We start from the raw sequence: 19129 nt of genomic DNA on the forward strand, positions 1-19129 counted from the left end.
GTTGCAGCAGAGAGGGATCATGAGCACAGGCGTCGAGGGCGAAACCAACGGCCACGCGCTGCGGACAGCCAGGCAGACCGAGATCACCAAGCTGGACCGGGTCGTCATCCGGTTCGCCGGTGACTCGGGTGACGGCATGCAGCTGACGGGTGACCGGTTCACATCAGAGGCCGCGGCTTTCGGCAACGACCTCGCCACACTCCCCAACTTCCCGGCGGAGATCCGGGCACCACAGGGCACCCTGCCCGGCGTGTCCAGCTTCCAGCTGCACTTCGCCGACTACGACATCCTCACCCCGGGAGACCGCCCCGACGTGCTCGTGGCGATGAACCCGGCCGCGCTCAAGGCGAACATCGGCGACCTCCCACCAGGTGGGACGCTGATCGTCAACACCGACGAGTTCAACAAGCGCAACCTCACCAAGGTCGGCTACGACACCGACCCGCTGGAGGACGAGTCGCTGGCCTCATACCAGCTGCACAAGGTCGCGATGGCCACCATCACGCGGGCCGCGCTGGACGGGACCGGGCTGTCCAAGAAGGACGCCGAGCGCGCGAAGAACATGTTCGCGCTGGGCCTGCTGTCCTGGATGTACCACCGGCCCACCGAGGGCACCGAACGGTTCCTGCGCGAGAAGTTCGCCAAGAAGCCGGACATCGCCGAGGCCAACGTGCTGGCCTTCCGGGCAGGCTGGAACTACGGCGAGACGACCGAGTCGTTCGCGGTGACCTACCAGGTGGACCCGGCCAAGCTGTCGCAGGGCACCTACCGCCAGATCACCGGGAACACCGCGCTGGCCTACGGGATCGTCGCCGCGGGGCAGCAGTCGAAGCTGCCGATCGTGCTCGGCACGTACCCGATCACGCCGGCCTCGGACATCCTGCACGAGCTGTCCAAGCACAAGAACTTCGGCATCACCACGATCCAGGCCGAGGACGAGATCGCCGGTGTCGGCGCCGCCCTCGGTGCCTCCTACGGTGGCGCGCTCGGCGTGACCTCGACCTCCGGTCCCGGTCTGGCGCTGAAGTCGGAGACCATCGGCCTCGCGGTGATGACCGAGCTGCCGCTGGTCGTGATCGACGTGCAGCGCGGTGGCCCGTCCACCGGCCTGCCGACCAAGACCGAGCAGGCCGACCTGCTGCAGGCGATGTACGGCCGCAACGGCGAGTCGCCGGTGCCGATCGTGGCGCCGCAGTCGCCCGCCGACTGCTTCGACATCGCCCTGGAGGCTGTGCGGATCGCGTTGACCTACCGCACCCCGGTGCTGTTGCTGTCCGACGGTTCGGTGGCCAACGGGTCCGAGCCGTGGCTGATCCCGGACGTGTCCACCCTGCCCGACCTGAGCGTCCAGTTCGCCTCCGCGCCGAACGCGACCGACGGGTCCGGTGAGTTCTGGCCGTACATGCGCGACCCGGAGACCCTGGCCCGCGAGTGGGCCATCCCGGGCACGCCCGGCCTGCAGCACCGCATCGGCGGCCTGGAGAAGCAGGACGGCAAGGGCTCGATCTCCTACGACCCGGCCAACCACGACCACATGGTCCGGCTGCGCCAGGCCAAGATCGACGGCATCAAGGTGCCCGACCTGGTGGTCGACGACCCGTCCGGCAAGGCCCGCGTGCTCGTGCTGGGCTGGGGCTCGACGTACGGCCCGATCGGCGCGGCCTGCCGCCGGGTGCGCAAGCTCGGCCACGCCATCGCCCAGGTCCACCTGCGGCACCTGAACCCGTTCCCGGCCAACCTGGGCGAGCTGCTGCGGGCGTATGACCGCGTGGTGATCCCGGAGATGAACCTCGGCCAGCTCGCCACCCTGCTGCGGGCAAAGTACCTCGTGGACGCGATCAGCTACACCAAGGTGGCCGGGTTGCCGTTCAAGGCCGAGGAACTGCAAGGGGTCTTGACTGACGTTGTGAAGGGGGTCCCGGCATGACCGCCATCGACCTCGGTCTGCCCGGGTTGGCCGGAGTGCCGACCACGGACGACAAGCAGACCGCCAAGGACTACAAGTCCGACCAGGAAGTCCGCTGGTGCCCCGGCTGCGGTGACTACATCGTGCTCAACGCCGTGCAGGCGTTCATGCCGACGCTGGGCCTCAAGCGCGAGAACATCGTGTTCATCTCGGGGATCGGCTGTTCGTCGCGGTTCCCGTACTACATGAACACCTACGGCATGCACTCCATCCACGGGCGTGCGCCGGCCATCGCGACCGGTCTGGCGACCGCGCGGGAGGACCTGTCGGTGTGGGTCGTGACCGGTGACGGCGACGCGCTGTCCATCGGCGGCAACCACCTGATCCACGCGCTGCGGCGGAACGTGAACCTCAAGATCCTGCTGTTCAACAACCGGATCTACGGTCTGACCAAGGGGCAGTACTCGCCGACCTCCGAGGTCGGCAAGATCACCAAGTCGACCCCGATGGGCTCGCTGGACCACCCGTTCAACCCGATCTCGCTGGCGCTGGGCGCGGAGGCCACGTTCGTCGGACGGGCGCTGGACTCCGACCGCAAGGGCCTGACCGAGGTCCTGACCGCGGCGGCGCAGCACCGGGGCAGCGCGGTGGTGGAGATCTACCAGAACTGCCCGATCTTCAACGACGGCGCGTTCGACGTGCTGAAGGACGCCGACGAGGCCGCGCGGCGGCTGATCCCGTTGCGGCAGGGCGAGCCGATCCGGTTCGGCCCGGACGGGGACTTCGGCGTGGTGCGGTCCGGGTTCGCCGGGCTCGAGGTGGCCAAGGTGTCCGAGGTCGGCGAGGAGAACCTCGTCGTGCACGACGCCACGCTGCAGGACCCGACGTACTCGTTCGCGCTGTCGCGGCTCGGCGGCGAGGACCAGTCCCACACCGTGACGGGCATCTTCCGCAACGTCTCGCGGCCGACCTACGACGACCTCGCGCGTCACCAGGTCGCCGACGCCAAGGCGTCCCGGCCCGCGGACCTGCAGGCTTTGTTGCGCGGCAAGGACACCTGGACCGTCGCCTAGGTTTCTCCACGAACCCCTGTGCGTCCTTTGTGGACGTACAGGGGTTTTTCCTTGTCAGCTCACGGATTTCAGCAGTTCGTTGAGCTGGTGGATCAGGCGGGCGTTGTCGGCGGGGAAGTAGGTTCCGCTGATGGTGTTCTCGGTGTTGTGGTTCTGCACGAGGTAGCGGCCCGCGTCGGTGTCGATCCAGCCGAGACCGGGGGCTTCGACGGTCTTGCCGTGGCGGTCTCGGCCGGTGACCGTGAAGTGGCCGGTGCCGCGGCGTTCCCGGCGGAGCATGTCCTGCGCCATCCGGATCTGCGCCATCGAGCTGCCGCGCGGGATCGCGGCCTGCCGGAACCCTTGCTCCTCAACGGGTTGCCGCGAGTTGGGCTGGGTGATCGTCACCGACTGGCCGGGTCCCGGCTGGGCCGCCGGCAGCAGCGCGACCACCGAGCGGGCCAGCGACTCCGGCCGGACGATCTCGAACTGCAGGATCTGGTCCTGTTGGCGCACAACCATTCCACGGCGGGCGGTGGCCGCGCCGCGAGCGAACACCTTGGTGCCGCCCTCGACGTCGCCCATCACCGCGATCGCCACCTGGTAGTCCGACAGCAGCCGGAGCGCGTCGACCACCTCCGGCGCCAGGTTCTCGTTGTCCGCCAGGCCGCGCCGGATCAGGTCGTTGCGGACGGCCTCGGCGATCCGCACGCGGTCCTCGACGAACTCGCCGAAACTCGGGATCTGGAACGGGTACACCCGGCAGTTGACCCGCAGCCCCTGCGACAGGATGTCGACCGCCGCGAAGGACAGCCCGAACGTGGTGGGCATCAGCCGCCAATCACCGGGGGCGCGGTCATCTCGTCGGTGCCGAACGTGCTGTCCGGGTCCGGCTCGACCAGGTACGAGGCACGCTGGTGTTCCTCGTCCTCGCCGCCCTCACCCTTGTGCGCACCGCCCATCCCGCCCATTCCACCGGCGCCACCGCGACCACCACCGAGGCCACCCATCCCACCCCGGCCCATCGCCGCCTGCTCCGCGGCCAACGCACCGACACCCGCACGGCCACCCGCGCCCGCGCCGGTCCCGCTGCCCGACCCGAACCCGCTTCGGCCGTTGCCTCCGCCGGTTCCGCCTGTGCCGTAACGGGATCCGCTCCGGGTGGCGTCGTCACCGCCGCCGCCGATGCCCGGGCCGCCCATCGGGCCGAACGGGACCGCGTTGGGGTTGTCCGTGGTGGGCTGGTTGAACCCGCCACCGCCCCCACCACCGCCGCCTCCACCACCGCCACCGCGGCCGGGGTTGAAGCTCTGGTTGTCGGTGCCGTTGTCGTTGCCGTTCTCGTTCCCGCCGATACCCGGGCGGGTCTGGTTGGTGTCGTCCTGGTGGTGCTGGTTCTGGTTCTGGTTTTGATTCTGGTTCTGGTTGTGGTCCTGGTTCGGGTTCTGGATGTTGTTGTGGTCGAGGTTCTGGTTCTGGTTCTGGTTGTTGTGGTCGTCGATGGTGTTGTTGTCGACCGAGCTGTTGTGGTCGTTCTCACCGGTGCCGGTCTTTTCCTTGTGCTCCACCGGTTTGGGCTCGATGATCTTCTTCTCGATGCGCTTGCCGCCCATCTGCGGCGGCGTGTCGAACGCGGGCATCGTGCTGGCCCCGTTCAGACTCCGGTCATACGACGTGACCACATCAGCGGCCTCCTGGTGAGCGGCCTGACTGCGCTGGTACTGGATGTTGTACGTGGCGAACTTCTTCATGTAATCGAACGGATCCGTGGTATTGCGCAGATCCGCATTCGCCTTGTCCACATCGAAATCGACCGGCTCCGGCATCGCGTTCGAGGCCTGGCTCAACGCCTGCGAGTGCAGACTCTCCTGCTTACCCGCCAGCTGCGCACTCTGCCCCGCCTTCCCGATGTAGTTCGCGATATCCGCCATGAACTGCCTGGCCGCATCCCCAGCCTCCCCCCGCCAGTTCGCCTCACTAGCCCCAATAGCCCCCACAAAATCCCCCTGAAACCCCACCATCTCGTTGCCCATTTTGATCCAGGAGTCGCTCATGTGCCCGCTCATCCCGGCGTCGGCGTTGTCCTTGACCATCCCCTGCAACTGCCGGTGCTCGTAGGACAGGTACACAGGGCTCTGGAAGTTGGGATTCGTCCGGACCGACACATCCTGGGCGAGCGTCGCGGCGTCCTGACTGGTCTCGTCGCGCACCTGGCTGTTGATGTCACCGTCCTTGAACAACATCCGGTGCAAGTAATCCCAGAAGCCACCGTCGTGTTCACGGTCGTACTGCTGGTTCGCCCGCGTGCGCACCTGGCCGGACGTGTCCGTGGTGCCTCGCATATCCACGTTGTACTCGTCGGCCGTGCGGTTCTGCTGTCCCGGGGTGACCATCGTGTTCATGGTCGAAGACTGCCCAGGCCGGTAAACGGCGTTCTGTTGTTCTCCCGCTCCCATGACGCCCCTCCCTAACTGGACGGCAGCTTCTGCTCGACAGCCTGTGCGGCTGGCAGCGCCAGTTCACAGGACTTCTGCTCGTTGCCGTCGCGTGAGGCGACGACATCCACTCGAGATGATTCGGTGATCTTGATGGCGAAGGCACAGCCGCCGGCACCGGTGTATCCGCGGACGGCCTCGTGCTTGCCGACGGGCATCTGGGTCAGTTGCGTCCGGTCCTGAACGTCGCCGATTCCGTGCTCGTCGTAGATGGCGACCTTGAGCGAGGCGATGAAACCCGAGTAGTGGAAGTCACACGAACGCGAATCCCCGACCGCCAATCCTTCCTTCTGATCCTTCAGCCCCAGCGCGGAAATATCGGACGCGCCGAGCAAAGTGCACGGAGCCGCACCAGCCAGCGGACCTTTCGGAGGTTTGGATGAGGATGGCGTCGAACTGGATTTGGCGCTGGTCGGAAAAGGATCGCCGCTGGGACCGCCCTGACCGGCAGTCGACCCGGCACTTGGCACGCCGGGAGTCTGACTGCTGCACCCAACCAGCGTGGCGACACACGCGACCCCCAGCGTTGCCGCCATAGCAAAGCGCTTCACCCGAACTCCTGATCCCCTCAATCCAGTCGGCCCGACCATCGTCAGACCTCGATGATGTTCGCCTTCGACTTGTTCGCTTCCTCGGTTGCGCGATAATTCTCCATGGCCTTGCCGATCCCCTCTTCCGCCTTCGCCAAGGAGTCGCTCAATGCCCTCAGTTGGGTGACGAAACCCTGACCATCCGTCACCACCTGGTGGATGAACGGCGTCATTGCCTTGGCACCGTAGGTCTCGCCTAGCTTCCGTGTCTGCGACAACTGGTCGAGGTCGTTCCCCTGGTCGGCGACCCACTGCCGGAACTGTCGGATCACCTGGATGAGGTTGTTGCCGCCTTCTTCGCTGATTTCGATGGCGCCGGAGGCGGCCGTGTTCGCGAAGGCGTTGACGCTGTCGAAGATCGACTGTGCGGCGATTACCGGGCCACCGCCCCCACCGTCTGCTATCTGCATCGCATGGTCCCCTTGCCGAGCTGCACACAGTCTCCCTCACGGTAGCAACGCCGTGGTGGGTGTGTCCTGGCTATGACGGAGGGACCACCCGGTTTGGTTCCCGGGGTGAGGTCAGGGGGTGGGGGTGGGGTAGAGGAGGGTGCGGTTGCGGCCGGCGGTCTTGGCGGCGAGGAGGGCGCGATCGGCGGCGCTGACGACCTCCTCGAGGGTGGTGCCGTGCTGGGGGTGGGCGGCGACGCCGACGGAGACGGTGACGGTGTCGACGCCGGCGATGGGGATGGTGGCGATGCGGCGGCGGATACGTTCCGCGATCGCGAGGGCATCCTCCTGGAGGGTGTGGGGCAGCAGGACGACGAATTCCTCGCCGCCGAAACGGCCGACGAGGTCGGTGGCGCGCACTTCGGATTTCAGCACATCGGCCACGCCCCGTAGGTGTTTGTCACCCACCAGGTGGCCGTGGCGGTCGTTGATCAATTTGAAGTTGTCCAGATCCAACATCAACAACGCGGTGGAATGCGAGGACCGGCCCAGTTCCGCGGCGGCGTCCTGGGACCACGAGGCCGAGTTCAGCAACCCCGTTTTGGGATCGGCGCGGGCCTGCTCACGCAACTGGCGCACCAGCACCCCGCGATGCAGCACCAAGGTGATCCCGATGATCAGCAACAACGCGACCGGCCAGTCCACCAACGCCCACGCGAGCAGGATTCCCAGCGCGATGGTGGCCGCTTCCAGCGAGTAGTCCGCCGGCGCGCCCAGCGCGTCCCGCACGCGTTTGTGCGGCGTTCCCAGATAAACGGCCACGGTGATGAGGATTGTGTTCACCGCGAGGAACACCAGGCCGGCGCTCACCACCACGCCGAACGAGGCGATATTCCGCGGCATGTGCGCGAAGTTCTGGTCACTCACCAGCGCGAGGTATGCACTGCTCGCATATCCGGCGACCATCGTCGCGGCCGTCGAGAATGTCCGGCGATACAGCGCGTTCGGGCGGATACGCACCCACCGGAAGAAGTACGAGACGATAATCACCACTGCTGACAGGGCGGGGTGCAGCAGCAGGATCGCGGCGAACATCCAGACGGAATTGAGATCGATGAACGGCGTTCCCTTATAGCGCTCCCGCATCTTCTCAATAGGCCTTGACAGCTCTGTGTAAAGTGCGGCGCAACTGGTAAGAAGGATCAGCGGAACGATGTTGTCGCGATCGATTGCAATAAGTGACAATGACCCGGCGACGCCGAGAACAGCCACCGCGTCGACCGCGAGGACATAACCGATGAGGCTCCTTCTGGGCATCCGCCAGACAGCCCAACGCCGAATCGGCATACGGGCGAACTGGCTTCTGGACATGGTCATCCGCAGTCCGTCCGCCGCCATGGCAGCAACGTAACGGAACGTAGAGTGTGAGTCACTCCGACATTTGGGGACAGCGCGTTCCGCTGCCCGGAACCCTGCGTGAGAAACGAAGGGAGGTGCTCGGCAATGCGTGGACAGAACTGGCGCGGTCAGAACTGGTGACTACGCACCGTCACCGACACAGGGGGCTGTGGCTGCCGGGCCCGTTCCGGCAGCGACTCCCACCACCTGAAGCCCCTTAGGACAGCACCCGGAACCCAACGCGCTCGGCGTCGCTGGGTGTGCGGAACCACACTTCGGCCACGATCCGGTCGAACTGCGGGTTGTCCTGCGTGCAGTACCGCAACGCGGTCACGCTGGCCTTCACGTTGAACTCAGGCGCGGGCGACCCGCCACCGGGCAGCGGCATGGCCGACCCCGGACCGAACGGGCCAGGCGGCACGAACTCGCCGTCCTCGCTGTCCTCGGCCGCACCGCGTTCGGACACCGGCACGACCGACTCGAACAACCCCCGGCTCATCTCCGACTCGGGCGTGACCTGGGCCGGCAACGGCTGCGGGGGCGTGGAGAACCCGCCCTCCAGCTCCGGCGACTCATCGATCGCCGCACCGGCGGGCTCGTCGTCATCGTCGTGGTCGTCGTAGCCGTGCCGCGCGGGCGGCGGCATGGCCTGGGTCAGTTCGGCGGCCGACTGCGGCGGCGCGGCGGCCGGCGGCTGCGACTCGTCCAGCGACCGGATCACATCCGCCGGGATCGGCGTGGTGTGCTCGGTGAAGATGGTGCCGCTCTCGTCGACGTTCTCGTCGTCCTCGACGTCGGTGATGGCGTGCGGGTCCTCGTCCTCCTTGGCGAACCAGTCCTGCCCGCTCGGCTCGACCTGCGGCGGCCGGGGGATCTCCGGCGGCACGAAGACCGTGGTGCTCTCGGTGAACCGCTGGAACGGGTTGTCCGACAGCTCCGTGTCGTGGTCGCCCCCGGACAACGGCGGCTCCGGCGGTGCGGTCGGGCCGGACTCCAGCCGGCTCTGGATCGGCTCCGGCGCCGGCATGGCGGCCGCGACCGGCGGTACAGGCCGGACCGGCAGCGGGTCACCGGTGCCACCCGGGCGGACCGGCAGCGGGTCCGCCGAACCCTGGCGGACCGGAAGCGGGTCCGCAACAGCCTGGCGGACGGGCAGCGGCTCCCCGGAGCCCTGCCGGACCGGGAGGGAATCCCCACGTCCCGGGAGGGAGTCCCCGGCGCCTGGACGCGTGGTCGTGTGCGAGTCGGCGGAGGGCTGGGAGGCGAGCGGGGCCGGCGGGGACGAGACGGACGGCAGCGGCGGCACGGACCGCTTCTGGGTCTCGAACAGGTCGTCCAGGAACTTGTCCGCGGCGTTCGGGCCGGGCCCCCCGGACGAGGACGACTGCGGTTGTGGCTGCAGCTGCGGCTGGTGCGGCGTGTGCACCGTCGGCTCGTGGCCCGCCTTGGGCAGCACCACCGTCTCGGGACGCGCGTTCGCCTCCTCCAGCTCGATCAGCCGCTTGCGGTTCGGCCGGACCAGCAGCAGCCAGGTGAAGAACACCCCGAGCAGGAATGACCCCAGGCTCCATAGCCAGACCTGTCCGAAGATCTGCATCACTCGCTCCCTCGTGGATCCCTACCCGGCGCCCAGCCTAAACGGCCTGCCGTGAGGAGGACCTATCGGCTGCGCTCGATCACGTACCGGGTCAGCAGCTCCAACGCGTCCCGGGCGGCACAGTCGGGCAAGGGCGACAAAGCGGCGTGCGCCCGTTCCGCGTACTGCTCCAGGGTCTCGCGGGACCGGTCCATCCCCTTGGACGACCGCAGCAGCGCCAGCGCCTCCTCGACCTCGGCGTCGTCGGTGATCGGCCCGTCGAGCAGGGTGGCCAGCCGGTCCGCCTCCGGGCCGCCGAGCTGCAGCGCGAACAGCATCGGCAGGGTCTTGACGCCCTCACGCAGGTCGGTGCCGGGGATCTTGCCCGACTCGTCGGCCGGTGAGGCGATGTCGATGATGTCGTCGGAGATCTGGAACGCCGCTCCGATGATCTTGCCGTACAGGTACAGCGCCTCGGTCTGCTCCGGCGTGGCGTTGGAGAACATCCCGCCGTACCGGCCCGCGGTGGCGATCAGCGACCCGGTCTTCTGGCCGATGACCGACAGGTAGTGGTCCACCGGGTCCTCACCGGGCGCCGGGCCGACGGTCTCCCGCATCTGGCCGGTGACCAGTTCGCCGAACGTCTCGGCGATGATCCGGGCCGCGTCCGTGCCCAGGTCGGCCACCAGCCCCGAGGCGTGCGCGAACAGGAAGTCGCCGGTCAGGATGGCGATGGTGTTGTCCCACCGGGCGTTCACGCTGACCGCGCCGCGCCGCATGGTGGCCTCGTCCATGACGTCGTCGTGGTAGAGCGTGGCCAGGTGCACCAGCTCGACCGCGGCCGACGCGGTGACCACCTCGGGCAGCGCGCCGTCGGCGATGTGCGAGGCCAGCAGGGTGAAGATCGGGCGGAAACGCTTGCCACCCGCGTTCACCAGGTGCAACGCCGCCTCGTCGATGAACGAGACGTCGCTGTCGGCGACCCCACGCAGGATCTTCTCCACGTCCGCGAGCGCGATGCTCACCGACTTCACCAGCTCCGGGTCGGCGGCGCTCAGGCCGAGCGGCAGCCGTGGGCCAGGAACGGCAGGCGTTTGGTCAACGGTCACGTCGTCGTCGCTCCCCGAGGCAGTGTCCAACCAGCCACCTCAGCGTAATAGCCGAGGTGGCGCCCGCGCTGACTACCTCATCACGCTGTCACGCCCGTAACACCCTGACCAGTCCTGAAACGGACAGGACCCCCGCGCCGCACCGGCCGGGGGTCCTGTTTTCCGACTTCTAGAACGCGAAGGCTCCGGAGCCGGCCCAGTTGATGGCGAAGGCCGGAACCACCCCGAGCACGAGGGTCACCAGGACGCCGAGGGTGATGGCGACGGTGGTGAAGGTGCCGGGGACGGTGACCGAGGGGCCGTCCGGGGCGGGGTCGCTGAAGTACATCAGGACGATGACCCGGAGGTAGAAGAACGCGGCCACCGCGGAGGCAATCAGGGCGATCACGACCAGGGGGGCCATGCCGTCCTTGATGCCCGCGGAGAACACCACGAACTTGCCGACGAACCCGCTGGTCAGCGGGATGCCCGCCATGGCAAGGAGGAGGAACGTGAACACCGCGGCCAGGACTGGCGACCGTTTGGCGAGCCCGGCCCATTGGGAAAGGTGAGTCGCCTCACCGTTGCTGTCCCGCACCAGCGACACCGCGCCGAACGCCGCGAGGGTGGTGAACCCGTAGGTCAGCAGGTAGAACAGCGTGCCCGAGAGGCCTTCGGGGCGCAGGGCGATCGCACCGACGAGCAGGAACCCGGCGTGCGCGATGGAGGAGTACGCCAGCATCCGCTTGACGTCGGTCTGCGTGAGGCCGAGGACCGCGCCGATCACCATCGAGATGATCGCCACCGCCCACAGCACGCCCCGCCATTCCCAGCTGGTGGTCTGGAAACCCACCGTCAGCACCCGGAGGATGCCGCCGAAGGCCGCGACCTTGGTGCAGGCCGCCATGAAGGCCGTGATGGGGGTGGGGGCGCCCTGGTAGACGTCGGGGGTCCAGGCGTGGAACGGACCCACCGAGGCCTTGAACAGCAGGCCCACCACCAGCAGGCCGAGGCCCGCGAACAGGAGGGTGTCCGAGCGGTCGGTGCCCGCGGCGGCGTTGGCGATGTCGGCCAGCTTGACCGAGCCGGCGTAGCCGTACAGCAGCGCCAGGCCGTACAGGAAGAACGCCGAGGCGAACGCGCCCAGCAGGAAGTACTTGACCGCGGCTTCCTGCGAGATCAGCCGGCGACGGCGGGCCAGGCCGCACATGAGGTACAGCGGGAGGCTGAGTACCTCGAGCGCGATGAACATGGTCAGCAGGTCGTTGGCCGCGCAGAAGATCAGCATCCCGGACAACGCGAACAGCGTCAGCGGGAACACCTCGGTCTGCATGCCGCCGGTGGCCGCCTGCGCCCGGTCCTGCACCGTGCCCGGCCGGATGCCCGCCTGTGGCGTGAACGCGCCACCGCGCTCCACCGTGCGGTCGGCGATCAGCAGCACCGCGCCGAGGCCCAGGGTGAGCAGCGTCCCCCACAGGAACAGCGCGGGCCGGTCGACCGCGATCGTCCGGTACAGCGTGGTCAGGCCGCCTTCGGGCGAGTCGCCGACGTAGACGATCAGCGCGACGCCCGCGCCGATGATCGCCAGCAGCGACAGGGTCACCTGCGCGGCCCACCGGTTGTACTTCGGCAGGAACGCCTCGAACAGCACCCCGAGGCACGCCGCGCCCAGCAGGATCAGCACCGGCAGGATCGCCGGGTACTCGATCTGCGGAGCCGTAATCGGGCCGGGCGACGGCTGTTGCTGCGCCAGCATCAGAAGTCCGGACACGTCACTTGCCTCCCACCGGATCGGCCAGGCCGACCGAACTCAGCGTTGCGTCCACCGTCGGCTGAAGCACGTTCAGCACCGGGGCGGGATAGAAGCCCAGGAACAGGATCAGGGCCACCAGCGGGGCCAGCACCAGCCGCTCCCGGCCGTTGAGGTCCTTCACCGGCACCGTGGCGGGGTCCGGCGCGGCACCGGGGCCACCGGTCAGGCCGACCAGGGCGTTGCCGCGCACCGGGCCCTGGAACACCCGCTGGTAGGCCCAGAGCACGTACAGCGCGGCGAGGATCATGCCGATCGCGCCGAGGATCGCGTAGACCGGCTCGTTCGGGTACGACCCCACCAGCACCAGGAACTCGCTGACGAACGAGTTGGTGCCGGGCAGCGAGAGCGCCGACAGACCGGCGAACAGGAACAGCCCGGCGAGCAGCGGCGTCAGCTTGGACAGGCCGCCGTAGTCGGAGATCAGCCGGGACTCGCCGCGGCTGACCACCATGCCCACCACCAGGAACAGCATCCCGGTGGCCAGACCGTGGTTGACCATGTACAGCGCCGAGCCGGCGATCGACTGCGTCGAGAAGGCGAAGATGCCCAGGCCGATGAACCCGAAGTGGGCGATGGAGATGTACGCCATCAACCGCTTCATGTCGTTCTGGCCCGCGGCCAGCAGCGCGCCGTAGAGGATGCCCGCGACCGAGAGGACCAGCACCAGCGGTGCCAGGTCCTTGCTGGCCGCCGGGAACAGCGGCAGGCAGTAGCGCAGGAAGCCGAACGTGCCGATCTTGTCCAGCACACCGACCAGCAGCACACCGGTGCCGATCGGGGCCTCCGCGGTCGCGTCCGGCAGCCACGTGTGCAGCGGCACCAGCGGGGCCTTGATCGCGAACGCCACGAAGAAGCCGAGGAACAGCCAGATCTGCGTGCCCGTCGGGGCCTCGTGCATCACGCGGGCCAGCGTGGTCCAGTCCAGCGTGCCGACGCCGCCGTTGTAGTCCGCGCTCACCACGTACAGGCCGATCACCGAGGCCAGCATGACCAGCCCGCCGAGCAGCGAGTACAGGAAGAACTTCATCGCCGCGTACTGTCTGCGCGGCCCGCCGAACCGGCCGACCAGGAAGTACATCGGGACCAGCACGGCCTCGAAGAACACGTAGAACAGGAACACGTCGGTCGCGGCGAACACGCCGACCATCCCGGTCTGCATGATCAGCAGCAGCGAGTAGAAGCCCGCCGCGCCGCGGCCCTCGGGCAGCTTGTCCGCCCAGGAGCCGCCGATCACGATCGGGGTCAGCACGCCGATCAGCGCGATCATCGTCAGCGCGATGCCGTCGATGCCGAGCGAGAAGTGCACGCCGAACGACGGGATCCAGTTCACCGACAGCGCCAGCTGCAGGCGGGAACCCGTTGGCACGTAAGTGATCCACGCCGGGATGACCAGGATCAACTCGACCAGCGACACCGTCAGCGCGGTGACCTTCGCCATCCGGTCGTCCTTCAGGAACGCCACCACGATGCCGCCGAGCAGCGGCAACAGCAGCAGCGCGAGGAGAAGTCCGGACCCGCCACCGGAAGTGGCGGCCACAGGCGTGGTGTTCATCAGGAGAACCTCACCATCAGCAGGGCGGCCACGACGAGGATGCCGCTGGCCAGCATGCTCAGCGCGTAGGAACGCACGAACCCGGTCTGCAGCCTGCGCAGTCGCCCTGAGCTGCCACCGAAGGACGCGGCGATCCCGTTCACCAGGCCGTCGACGCCCTTGTTGTCGAAGAACACCAGCGCCCGGGCGAGCCATGTGCCCGGGCGGGCGATCAGCGCCTCGTTCAGCGCGTTGCCGTACAGGTCGCGGCGGGCGGCCTTGACGATCGGCGACACCCGGGCGGGCTTGACCACCGGGACCGCCTTGCGGCCGACGAACAGCCACGCCAGCAGCACACCGATGACCGCCAGCGCGATCGTGATGTACGGGATCAGGTTGTGCGGGATGACCGTGTGCTCGACCTCGACCCGCGCCCCGACCGAGGGGGCCAGCCAGTCGACGAACCTGTCGCCCGCGGAGAAGTACCAGCCGGCGCCGAACGAGCCGATCGCCAGGATGATCATCGGGACGGTCATCACCGAGCCGGACTCGTGCGGGTGGAAGTCCCGGCCGTCCTCGCTCTTGAGCTTCTTCCAGCGCTGCTCGCCGAAGAAGGTCATCAGCACCAGGCGGGTCATGTAGAACGCGGTCAGCCCGGCGCCCAGGATGGCCGCGCCGCCGAAGACCCAGCCGCGCCAGCCCTCCTGGCCGAACGCCGCCTCGATGATGGCGTCCTTGGTGAAGAAGCCGGAGAACGGCGGGATGCCGATCAGGGCGAGGTAGCCGATCAGGAAGGTGATGAAGGTGACCGGCATCAGCTTGGCGAGGCCGCCGAACTTGCGCATGTCGACTTCGTCGTTCATCGCGTGCATGACCGAACCGGCCCCGAGGAACAGCCCGGCCTTGAAGAAGCCGTGCGCGACCAGGTGCATGATGCCCAGCGCGTAGCCGACCGGGCCGAGCCCGACCGCCAGGACCATGTACCCGATCTGGGAGACCGTGGAGTACGCCAGGACTTTCTTGATGTCGTCGTAGGCGCAGCCGATGATGCACCCGATCAGCAGCGTGATCGCGCCGATGATGACCACCACCAGGCGGCCGTCGGCGGTCAGGTTGTAGAGCGGGTTCGAGCGGGCGATCAGGTACACGCCCGCGGTCACCATGGTCGCGGCGTGGATCAGGGCGGAGACCGGGGTCGGGCCCTCCATCGCGTCCGGCAACCAGGCCTGCAGCGGGAACTGGCCGGACTTACCGCAGGCACCCAGCAGCAGCAGGATCGTGATCGCGGTGACCGTGCCCGGCGACAGCTCGCCGACCCGGGCGAACACCTCCGCGTACTGGGTGGTGCCGAGGTTCTTGAACAGCAGGAAGATCGCGACCGCCAGGCCGACGTCGCCGACGCGGTTCATCAGGAACGCCTTCTTCGCGGCGGTGGCCGCGGACGGGCGGTTCTGGTACCAGCCGATCAGCAGGTAGGACGCCAGGCCCACGCCTTCCCAGCCGAGGTACAGCGTCACGAAGCTGTTGCCCAGCACCAGGATCAGCATGGCGGCGACGAACAGGTTGAGGTACCCGAAGAACCGGCGCCGCCCGTCGTCGTCGGCCATGTAGCCGACCGAGTAGATGTGGATCAGCGCGCCGACCCCCGTGATCAGCAGCACGAACGTCATGGACAGCGGGTCGATCCGCAGTCCGAAGTCGACGTTGAGCTGGTTCACGTGGATCCAGGAGAACAGGCTCGCCTCGCGCACCCGGTCGCCCTCGGCCAGCCCCGTGGTGTTGAAGAACAACGCGAGGCCGTAGGCGAAGGCGCCCACCACGGTCAGGATGCCGAGCAGGTGGCCCCACGCGTTCGTGCGCTTGCCGCCGACCAGCAGGACCAGTGCGCCGAATGCGGGCAGCGCGACCAGGATCCACGCGGAACCGGCCAGCCCGGTCGCGGCGTGTACCTCCGGGGCCTGCGCTGCGGAGGCTAGGAGCGTCGGAGTCACGCTGTCCCCTCTACTTCTGCGTCAACAAATCGGTTCCGGCCCAGCAGGGGCGGAACCGCGAGAACGATCATCACGGCGGCGGTGATCTCCATCAGGCCCACCGCGAGCGTGCTCGCCGCGGCGGCGCCGCGGCTGAGTCCCAGCCACATCGAGCCGATCATCGTCACCGGGCCAAGGGCGGCGACGGCGAGACCGATGCTCAGCAGCACCGCACCGCGGCGCTGCCACAACCGCACGGCTGTGTACAGCGCGGCGCCGAGGAGCAGAGCCGCGCCCACCATGAGGGCGAGGTACTGCACCTCGTACATCTCCGCCTCCGGGGCCTTGGCGAGCGACATCAGTACTTCAGCAGGTTGGCGTCGTCCACAGACGCCGTGCGGCGCGTGCGGAAGATGGACATGATGATCGCCAGGCCGACCACGACCTCGGCGGCCGCCACGACCATCACGAAGAACGCCATCACCTGGCCGTCCAGCGAGCCGTTGATCCGGGCGAACGTCACCAGGGTCAGGTTCACCGCGTTGAGCATCAGCTCCACGCACATGAACACGACGATGGCGTTGCGGCGCACCAGGACGCCAACCGCGCCGATGGTGAACAGCAACGCGGACAGCAGCAGGTAGTACGTCGGGGTCACTTCTCCCCCTCCTCAGCGGAACCCTTGAGCGCGCGCGCGTCCGGGCCGGGGACCGCGCCGGCGACCGACTCGACGTCGCCGGCCAGCCGGCGGGACGCGGTGGCCTCGATGATCTCGGACAGCGACTCGGGGGCGACCGAGCCGTCCGGCAGCAGGGCCGGGGTGGCGACCGAGTTGGCGGTGGCGAACACACCCGGTCCGGGCAGCGGCGAGATGCGCGAGTGCTCGCCCCGGAAGCGGGCGTCGGCGGTCTCGCGCTGGCTGCGGCGCTTGGACTTGTCCCGGTAGCCCAGCACCATCGCGCCGAGCGCGGCGGTGATCAGCAGCGCCGAGGTGAGCTCGAACGGGAACAGGAAGTCCTGGAAGATCAGCCGGCCGACGCCTTCGACGTTGCCGGCGCCGGTGGTGTTCGGCTGGTTGAGGCCGACCGGCCTGACCGACGTGAGCGCCTCGGCGACCCCGCCGACCAGCAGGCCGGCCAGGCCGATGCCCAGCAGCGCCGCCGTGACCCGTTGCCCGCGGAGGACTTCCACCACGGAGTCGGAGGAGTCCCGCCCGACGAGCATGATCACGAACAGGAACAGCATCATGATCGCGCCGGTGTAGACGATGATCTGCGCGAAGCCGAGGAACGGCGCCTGCTGGATCATGTACATGATGCCCAGGTTGAGCATCGTCACCACGAGGAACATCGCGGAGTGCACGGCGTTGCGGGCGAAGATCATGCCGATCGCCCCGCCCAGCGCGATCGGGCCGAGGATCCAGAACATGATCGCCTCGCCGGTGGACACCTTGGCCACCTCGGCGCCCTGAGCGAGCAGGAGCTGCCCGGTCATTTGGCTCCCTCCGCTGCCTTCTTGGCCAGCTCGGGACCGTTGACGTAGTAGTCCTGCTCGTTCTCGCCGAGCCGCATCGGGTGCGGCGGCTGCTCCATGCCCGGCAGCAGCGGCGCCAGCAGGTCCTCCTTGGTGAAGATGAGGACCTGGCGGTTGTCGTTGGCAAGCTCGTACTCGTTGGTCATGGTGAGCGAGCGGGTCGGGCAGGCCTCGATGCACAGGCCGCAGCCGATGCACCGCAGGTAGTTGATCTGGTAGTCGGCACCGTAGCGCTCACCCGGGGAATAACGCTCTTCCTCGGTGTTGTTGCCACCTTCGACGAAGATCGCGTCCGCCGGGCAGGCCCACGCGCACAGCTCGCAGCCGACGCACTTCTCCAGCCCGTCCGGGTGCCGGTTGAGCTGGTGCTTGCCGTGGTAGCGCGGCGCGGTGACCTTCTTGACCTCGGGGTACTTCTCGGTCGCCACCTTCTTGAACATCATCCCGAAGGTGACGCCGAAGCCCTTGAGCGGATCAAACAGACCCATCTTCGACCTCCTTTGCGGCCGCGGCGGCGACGGTCTGCCGCCGGCCGGCGCGCGAGCGGGCCTGCCTGGTCCGCTTGGGCTTGCTCGGAATCTGCAGGTCCAGCGGCGGCACCGGGTAGTCGCCGCCGGACAGCGGCACGCGGCCGGTGTCCTTGCTGCGGCGGTCCGGGATCATGAACACCGCGGCGATGATCACCAGCAGGGTCACGCCGAACACCACCAGCGCGTCGCCGCCGGACAGGCCACCGCGCACGTTCCACACCGCCAGCACCACGATCCACACCAGGTTCAGCGGGACCAGGACCTTCCAGCCCAGCTTCATGAACTGGTCGTAGCGGTAGCGGGGCAGCGTGCCGCGCAGCCAGATGAAGACGAACAGCAGGATCGCGATCTTCACGACGAACCACAACATCGGCCACCAGCCGCTGTTGAAGTAGTTGCCGTCGATCAGCGAGATCGGCCACGGGGCCATGTACCCGCCGAGGAACAACGTGGTGCCCACCGCCGAGACGATGATCATGTTGATGTACTCGGCGATGTAGAAGATCACGAACTTCATCGAGCTGTACTCGGTGTGGAAGCCCGCGACCAGCTCCGACTCGGCCTCGGGGAGGTCGAACGGGGCGCGGTTGGTCTCGCCGACCATCGACACCGCGTAGATCAGGAAGCTCGGGAACAGCGCCACCGCGTACCAGAGGCCGTGCTGCGACTCGGCGATGTCACCCAGCGACAGCGACCCGGACTGCAGGATCACCCCGACGATCGACAGGCCCATCGCGATCTCGTAGGAGATCACCTGCGCGGCCGACCGCAGCGCGCCGAGCAGCGGGTACGGCGTACCGGACGACCAGCCGGCCAGCAGCACGCCGTAGACGCCGATCGAGGAGCAGGCCAGCACCACCAGCACGCCGACCGGCAGGTCGACCAGCTGCAGCACGGTCTGTTCGCCGAAGATCGAGACCTGGCCGCCGAACGGGATCACCGAGAACGCGATGAACGTCGGGAACAGCGCGATCACCGGCGCCAGCATGTAGACCTTGCGGTCCGCGGTGACCGGGATGATCTCTTCCTTGAACGGCAGCTTGAGCGCGTCCGCGATCGGCTGCAGCAGGCCGAACGGGCCGACCCGGTTGGGGCCGGGCCGGTTCTGCATGCGGCCGATCAGCCGGCGCTCGCCCCACACGCACATCATGGCGACGAGCAGCGCGAACAGGAAGATGAACACGACCTTGAGCAGGATCAGCCAGATCGGGTCATCGGCCAGCAGTTGTGCCCGGGTCATTGTGGTGTCGCCTCCCCT

17 protein-coding genes are annotated in these 19129 nt (G+C 68.0%); 2 read left to right on the forward strand and 15 right to left on the reverse strand.

Annotated elements, in window-relative coordinates; translation table 11 throughout:
* Window positions 1-19 precede the first annotated feature (19 nt).
* Window positions 20-1927 (forward strand): 2-oxoacid:acceptor oxidoreductase subunit alpha, encoded by a 1908-nt coding sequence (locus tag AB0J95_RS36030; protein ID WP_364768367.1) that lies wholly within the window; start codon window positions 20-22, stop codon window positions 1925-1927.
* Entirely contained in the window at window positions 1924-2979 is a 1056-nt protein-coding gene (locus AB0J95_RS36035; RefSeq protein WP_364768370.1) for a 2-oxoacid:ferredoxin oxidoreductase subunit beta, read from the forward strand. The genes AB0J95_RS36030 and AB0J95_RS36035 overlap by 4 nt, the downstream gene beginning before the upstream one ends.
* A gap of 54 nt (window positions 2980-3033) precedes the next feature.
* On the opposite strand, the gene AB0J95_RS36040 is transcribed toward AB0J95_RS36035, so the two are convergent.
* The 15 genes from AB0J95_RS36040 to nuoH all read right to left on the reverse strand — a co-directional run bounded on the left by AB0J95_RS36040 (window position 3034) and on the right by nuoH (window position 19111).
* Window positions 3034-3789, reverse strand: coding sequence for an ESX secretion-associated protein EspG (locus AB0J95_RS36040; protein WP_364768372.1), 756 nt, complete (start codon window positions 3787-3789; stop codon window positions 3034-3036).
* The gene (locus AB0J95_RS36045; RefSeq protein ID WP_364768375.1) at window positions 3789-5360 is read right to left on the reverse strand and encodes a hypothetical protein; all 1572 of its coding nucleotides are present in this window, start codon (window positions 5358-5360) and stop codon (window positions 3789-3791) included. Before AB0J95_RS36045 ends, AB0J95_RS36040 begins: the two co-directional genes overlap by 1 nt.
* Before the next feature lie 65 nt (window positions 5361-5425).
* Window positions 5426-6004 carry a DUF3558 family protein gene (locus tag AB0J95_RS36050; RefSeq protein ID WP_364768378.1) on the reverse strand — a complete coding sequence of 193 codons (579 nt, stop codon included), beginning with the start codon at window positions 6002-6004 and terminating at the stop codon, window positions 5426-5428.
* Window positions 6005-6045: 41 nt separating this feature from the next.
* Window positions 6046-6453 (reverse strand): hypothetical protein, encoded by a 408-nt coding sequence (locus tag AB0J95_RS36055; protein WP_364768381.1) that lies wholly within the window; start codon window positions 6451-6453, stop codon window positions 6046-6048.
* 111 nt (window positions 6454-6564) lie between these two features.
* Window positions 6565-7830 (reverse strand): GGDEF domain-containing protein, encoded by a 1266-nt coding sequence (locus tag AB0J95_RS36060; RefSeq protein ID WP_364768384.1) that lies wholly within the window; start codon window positions 7828-7830, stop codon window positions 6565-6567.
* A 217-nt stretch (window positions 7831-8047) separates the two neighbouring features.
* Entirely contained in the window at window positions 8048-9427 is a 1380-nt protein-coding gene (locus AB0J95_RS36065; RefSeq protein WP_364768387.1) for a hypothetical protein, read from the reverse strand.
* Window positions 9428-9489: 62 nt separating this feature from the next.
* On the reverse strand, window positions 9490-10515 hold the full coding sequence (locus tag AB0J95_RS36070) for a polyprenyl synthetase family protein (RefSeq protein ID WP_364768390.1): 1026 nt from the start codon (window positions 10513-10515) through the stop codon (window positions 9490-9492).
* 169 nt (window positions 10516-10684) lie between these two features.
* A complete protein-coding gene (gene nuoN, locus AB0J95_RS36075; RefSeq protein WP_364768607.1) occupies window positions 10685-12250 on the reverse strand; it encodes an NADH-quinone oxidoreductase subunit NuoN in 1566 nt (521 codons plus the stop codon).
* A 16-nt stretch (window positions 12251-12266) separates the two neighbouring features.
* Window positions 12267-13859 (reverse strand): NADH-quinone oxidoreductase subunit M, encoded by a 1593-nt coding sequence (locus tag AB0J95_RS36080; RefSeq protein WP_364768393.1) that lies wholly within the window; start codon window positions 13857-13859, stop codon window positions 12267-12269.
* Window positions 13859-15769 (reverse strand): NADH-quinone oxidoreductase subunit L, encoded by a 1911-nt coding sequence (gene nuoL / locus AB0J95_RS36085; protein ID WP_364768610.1) that lies wholly within the window; start codon window positions 15767-15769, stop codon window positions 13859-13861. The genes AB0J95_RS36080 and nuoL overlap by 1 nt, the downstream gene beginning before the upstream one ends.
* Window positions 15770-15825: 56 nt before the next feature.
* Window positions 15826-16167, reverse strand: a complete 342-nt coding sequence (locus AB0J95_RS36090; RefSeq protein WP_364768396.1) for a hypothetical protein — start codon at window positions 16165-16167, stop codon at window positions 15826-15828.
* Window positions 16167-16466: an NADH-quinone oxidoreductase subunit NuoK gene (gene nuoK, locus AB0J95_RS36095; RefSeq protein ID WP_042182552.1), complete on the reverse strand. Its 300-nt coding sequence runs from the start codon at window positions 16464-16466 to the stop codon at window positions 16167-16169. Before nuoK ends, AB0J95_RS36090 begins: the two co-directional genes overlap by 1 nt.
* Window positions 16463-17302 carry an NADH-quinone oxidoreductase subunit J gene (locus AB0J95_RS36100; protein WP_364768399.1) on the reverse strand — a complete coding sequence of 280 codons (840 nt, stop codon included), beginning with the start codon at window positions 17300-17302 and terminating at the stop codon, window positions 16463-16465. The genes nuoK and AB0J95_RS36100 overlap by 4 nt, the downstream gene beginning before the upstream one ends.
* On the reverse strand, window positions 17299-17829 hold the full coding sequence (nuoI, locus tag AB0J95_RS36105; RefSeq protein ID WP_364768402.1) for an NADH-quinone oxidoreductase subunit NuoI: 531 nt from the start codon (window positions 17827-17829) through the stop codon (window positions 17299-17301). Before nuoI ends, AB0J95_RS36100 begins: the two co-directional genes overlap by 4 nt.
* On the reverse strand, window positions 17816-19111 hold the full coding sequence (gene nuoH, locus AB0J95_RS36110; RefSeq protein WP_364768405.1) for an NADH-quinone oxidoreductase subunit NuoH: 1296 nt from the start codon (window positions 19109-19111) through the stop codon (window positions 17816-17818). The genes nuoI and nuoH overlap by 14 nt, the downstream gene beginning before the upstream one ends.
* Window positions 19112-19129: the final 18 nt, after the last annotated feature.

Source organism: Actinocrispum sp. NPDC049592, from assembly GCF_040675465.1.
Lineage (GTDB): Bacteria > Actinomycetota > Actinomycetes > Mycobacteriales > Pseudonocardiaceae > Kibdelosporangium.

What these genes read in the sequence shown, in the direction of transcription:
- AB0J95_RS36030 (WP_364768367.1), top strand. Translation starts at nt 20, where the DNA reads ATGAGCACAGGCGTCGAGGGCGAAACCAACGGCCACGCGCTGCGGACA.
- AB0J95_RS36035 (WP_364768370.1), top strand. Translation starts at nt 1,924, where the DNA reads ATGACCGCCATCGACCTCGGTCTGCCCGGGTTGGCCGGAGTGCCGACC.
- AB0J95_RS36040 (WP_364768372.1), bottom strand. Translation starts at nt 3,789, where the DNA reads ATGCCCACCACGTTCGGGCTGTCCTTCGCGGCGGTCGACATCCTGTCG.
- AB0J95_RS36045 (WP_364768375.1), bottom strand. Translation starts at nt 5,360, where the DNA reads ATGAACACGATGGTCACCCCGGGACAGCAGAACCGCACGGCCGACGAG.
- AB0J95_RS36055 (WP_364768381.1), bottom strand. Translation starts at nt 6,453, where the DNA reads ATGCAGATAGCAGACGGTGGGGGCGGTGGCCCGGTAATCGCCGCACAG.
- AB0J95_RS36060 (WP_364768384.1), bottom strand. Translation starts at nt 7,830, where the DNA reads ATGGCGGCGGACGGACTGCGGATGACCATGTCCAGAAGCCAGTTCGCC.
- AB0J95_RS36065 (WP_364768387.1), bottom strand. Translation starts at nt 9,427, where the DNA reads ATGCAGATCTTCGGACAGGTCTGGCTATGGAGCCTGGGGTCATTCCTG.
- nuoN (WP_364768607.1), bottom strand. Translation starts at nt 12,250, where the DNA reads ATGCTGGCGCAGCAACAGCCGTCGCCCGGCCCGATTACGGCTCCGCAG.
- AB0J95_RS36080 (WP_364768393.1), bottom strand. Translation starts at nt 13,859, where the DNA reads ATGAACACCACGCCTGTGGCCGCCACTTCCGGTGGCGGGTCCGGACTT.
- AB0J95_RS36090 (WP_364768396.1), bottom strand. Translation starts at nt 16,167, where the DNA reads ATGTCGCTCGCCAAGGCCCCGGAGGCGGAGATGTACGAGGTGCAGTAC.
- AB0J95_RS36100 (WP_364768399.1), bottom strand. Translation starts at nt 17,302, where the DNA reads ATGACCGGGCAGCTCCTGCTCGCTCAGGGCGCCGAGGTGGCCAAGGTG.
- nuoI (WP_364768402.1), bottom strand. Translation starts at nt 17,829, where the DNA reads ATGGGTCTGTTTGATCCGCTCAAGGGCTTCGGCGTCACCTTCGGGATG.
- nuoH (WP_364768405.1), bottom strand. Translation starts at nt 19,111, where the DNA reads ATGACCCGGGCACAACTGCTGGCCGATGACCCGATCTGGCTGATCCTG.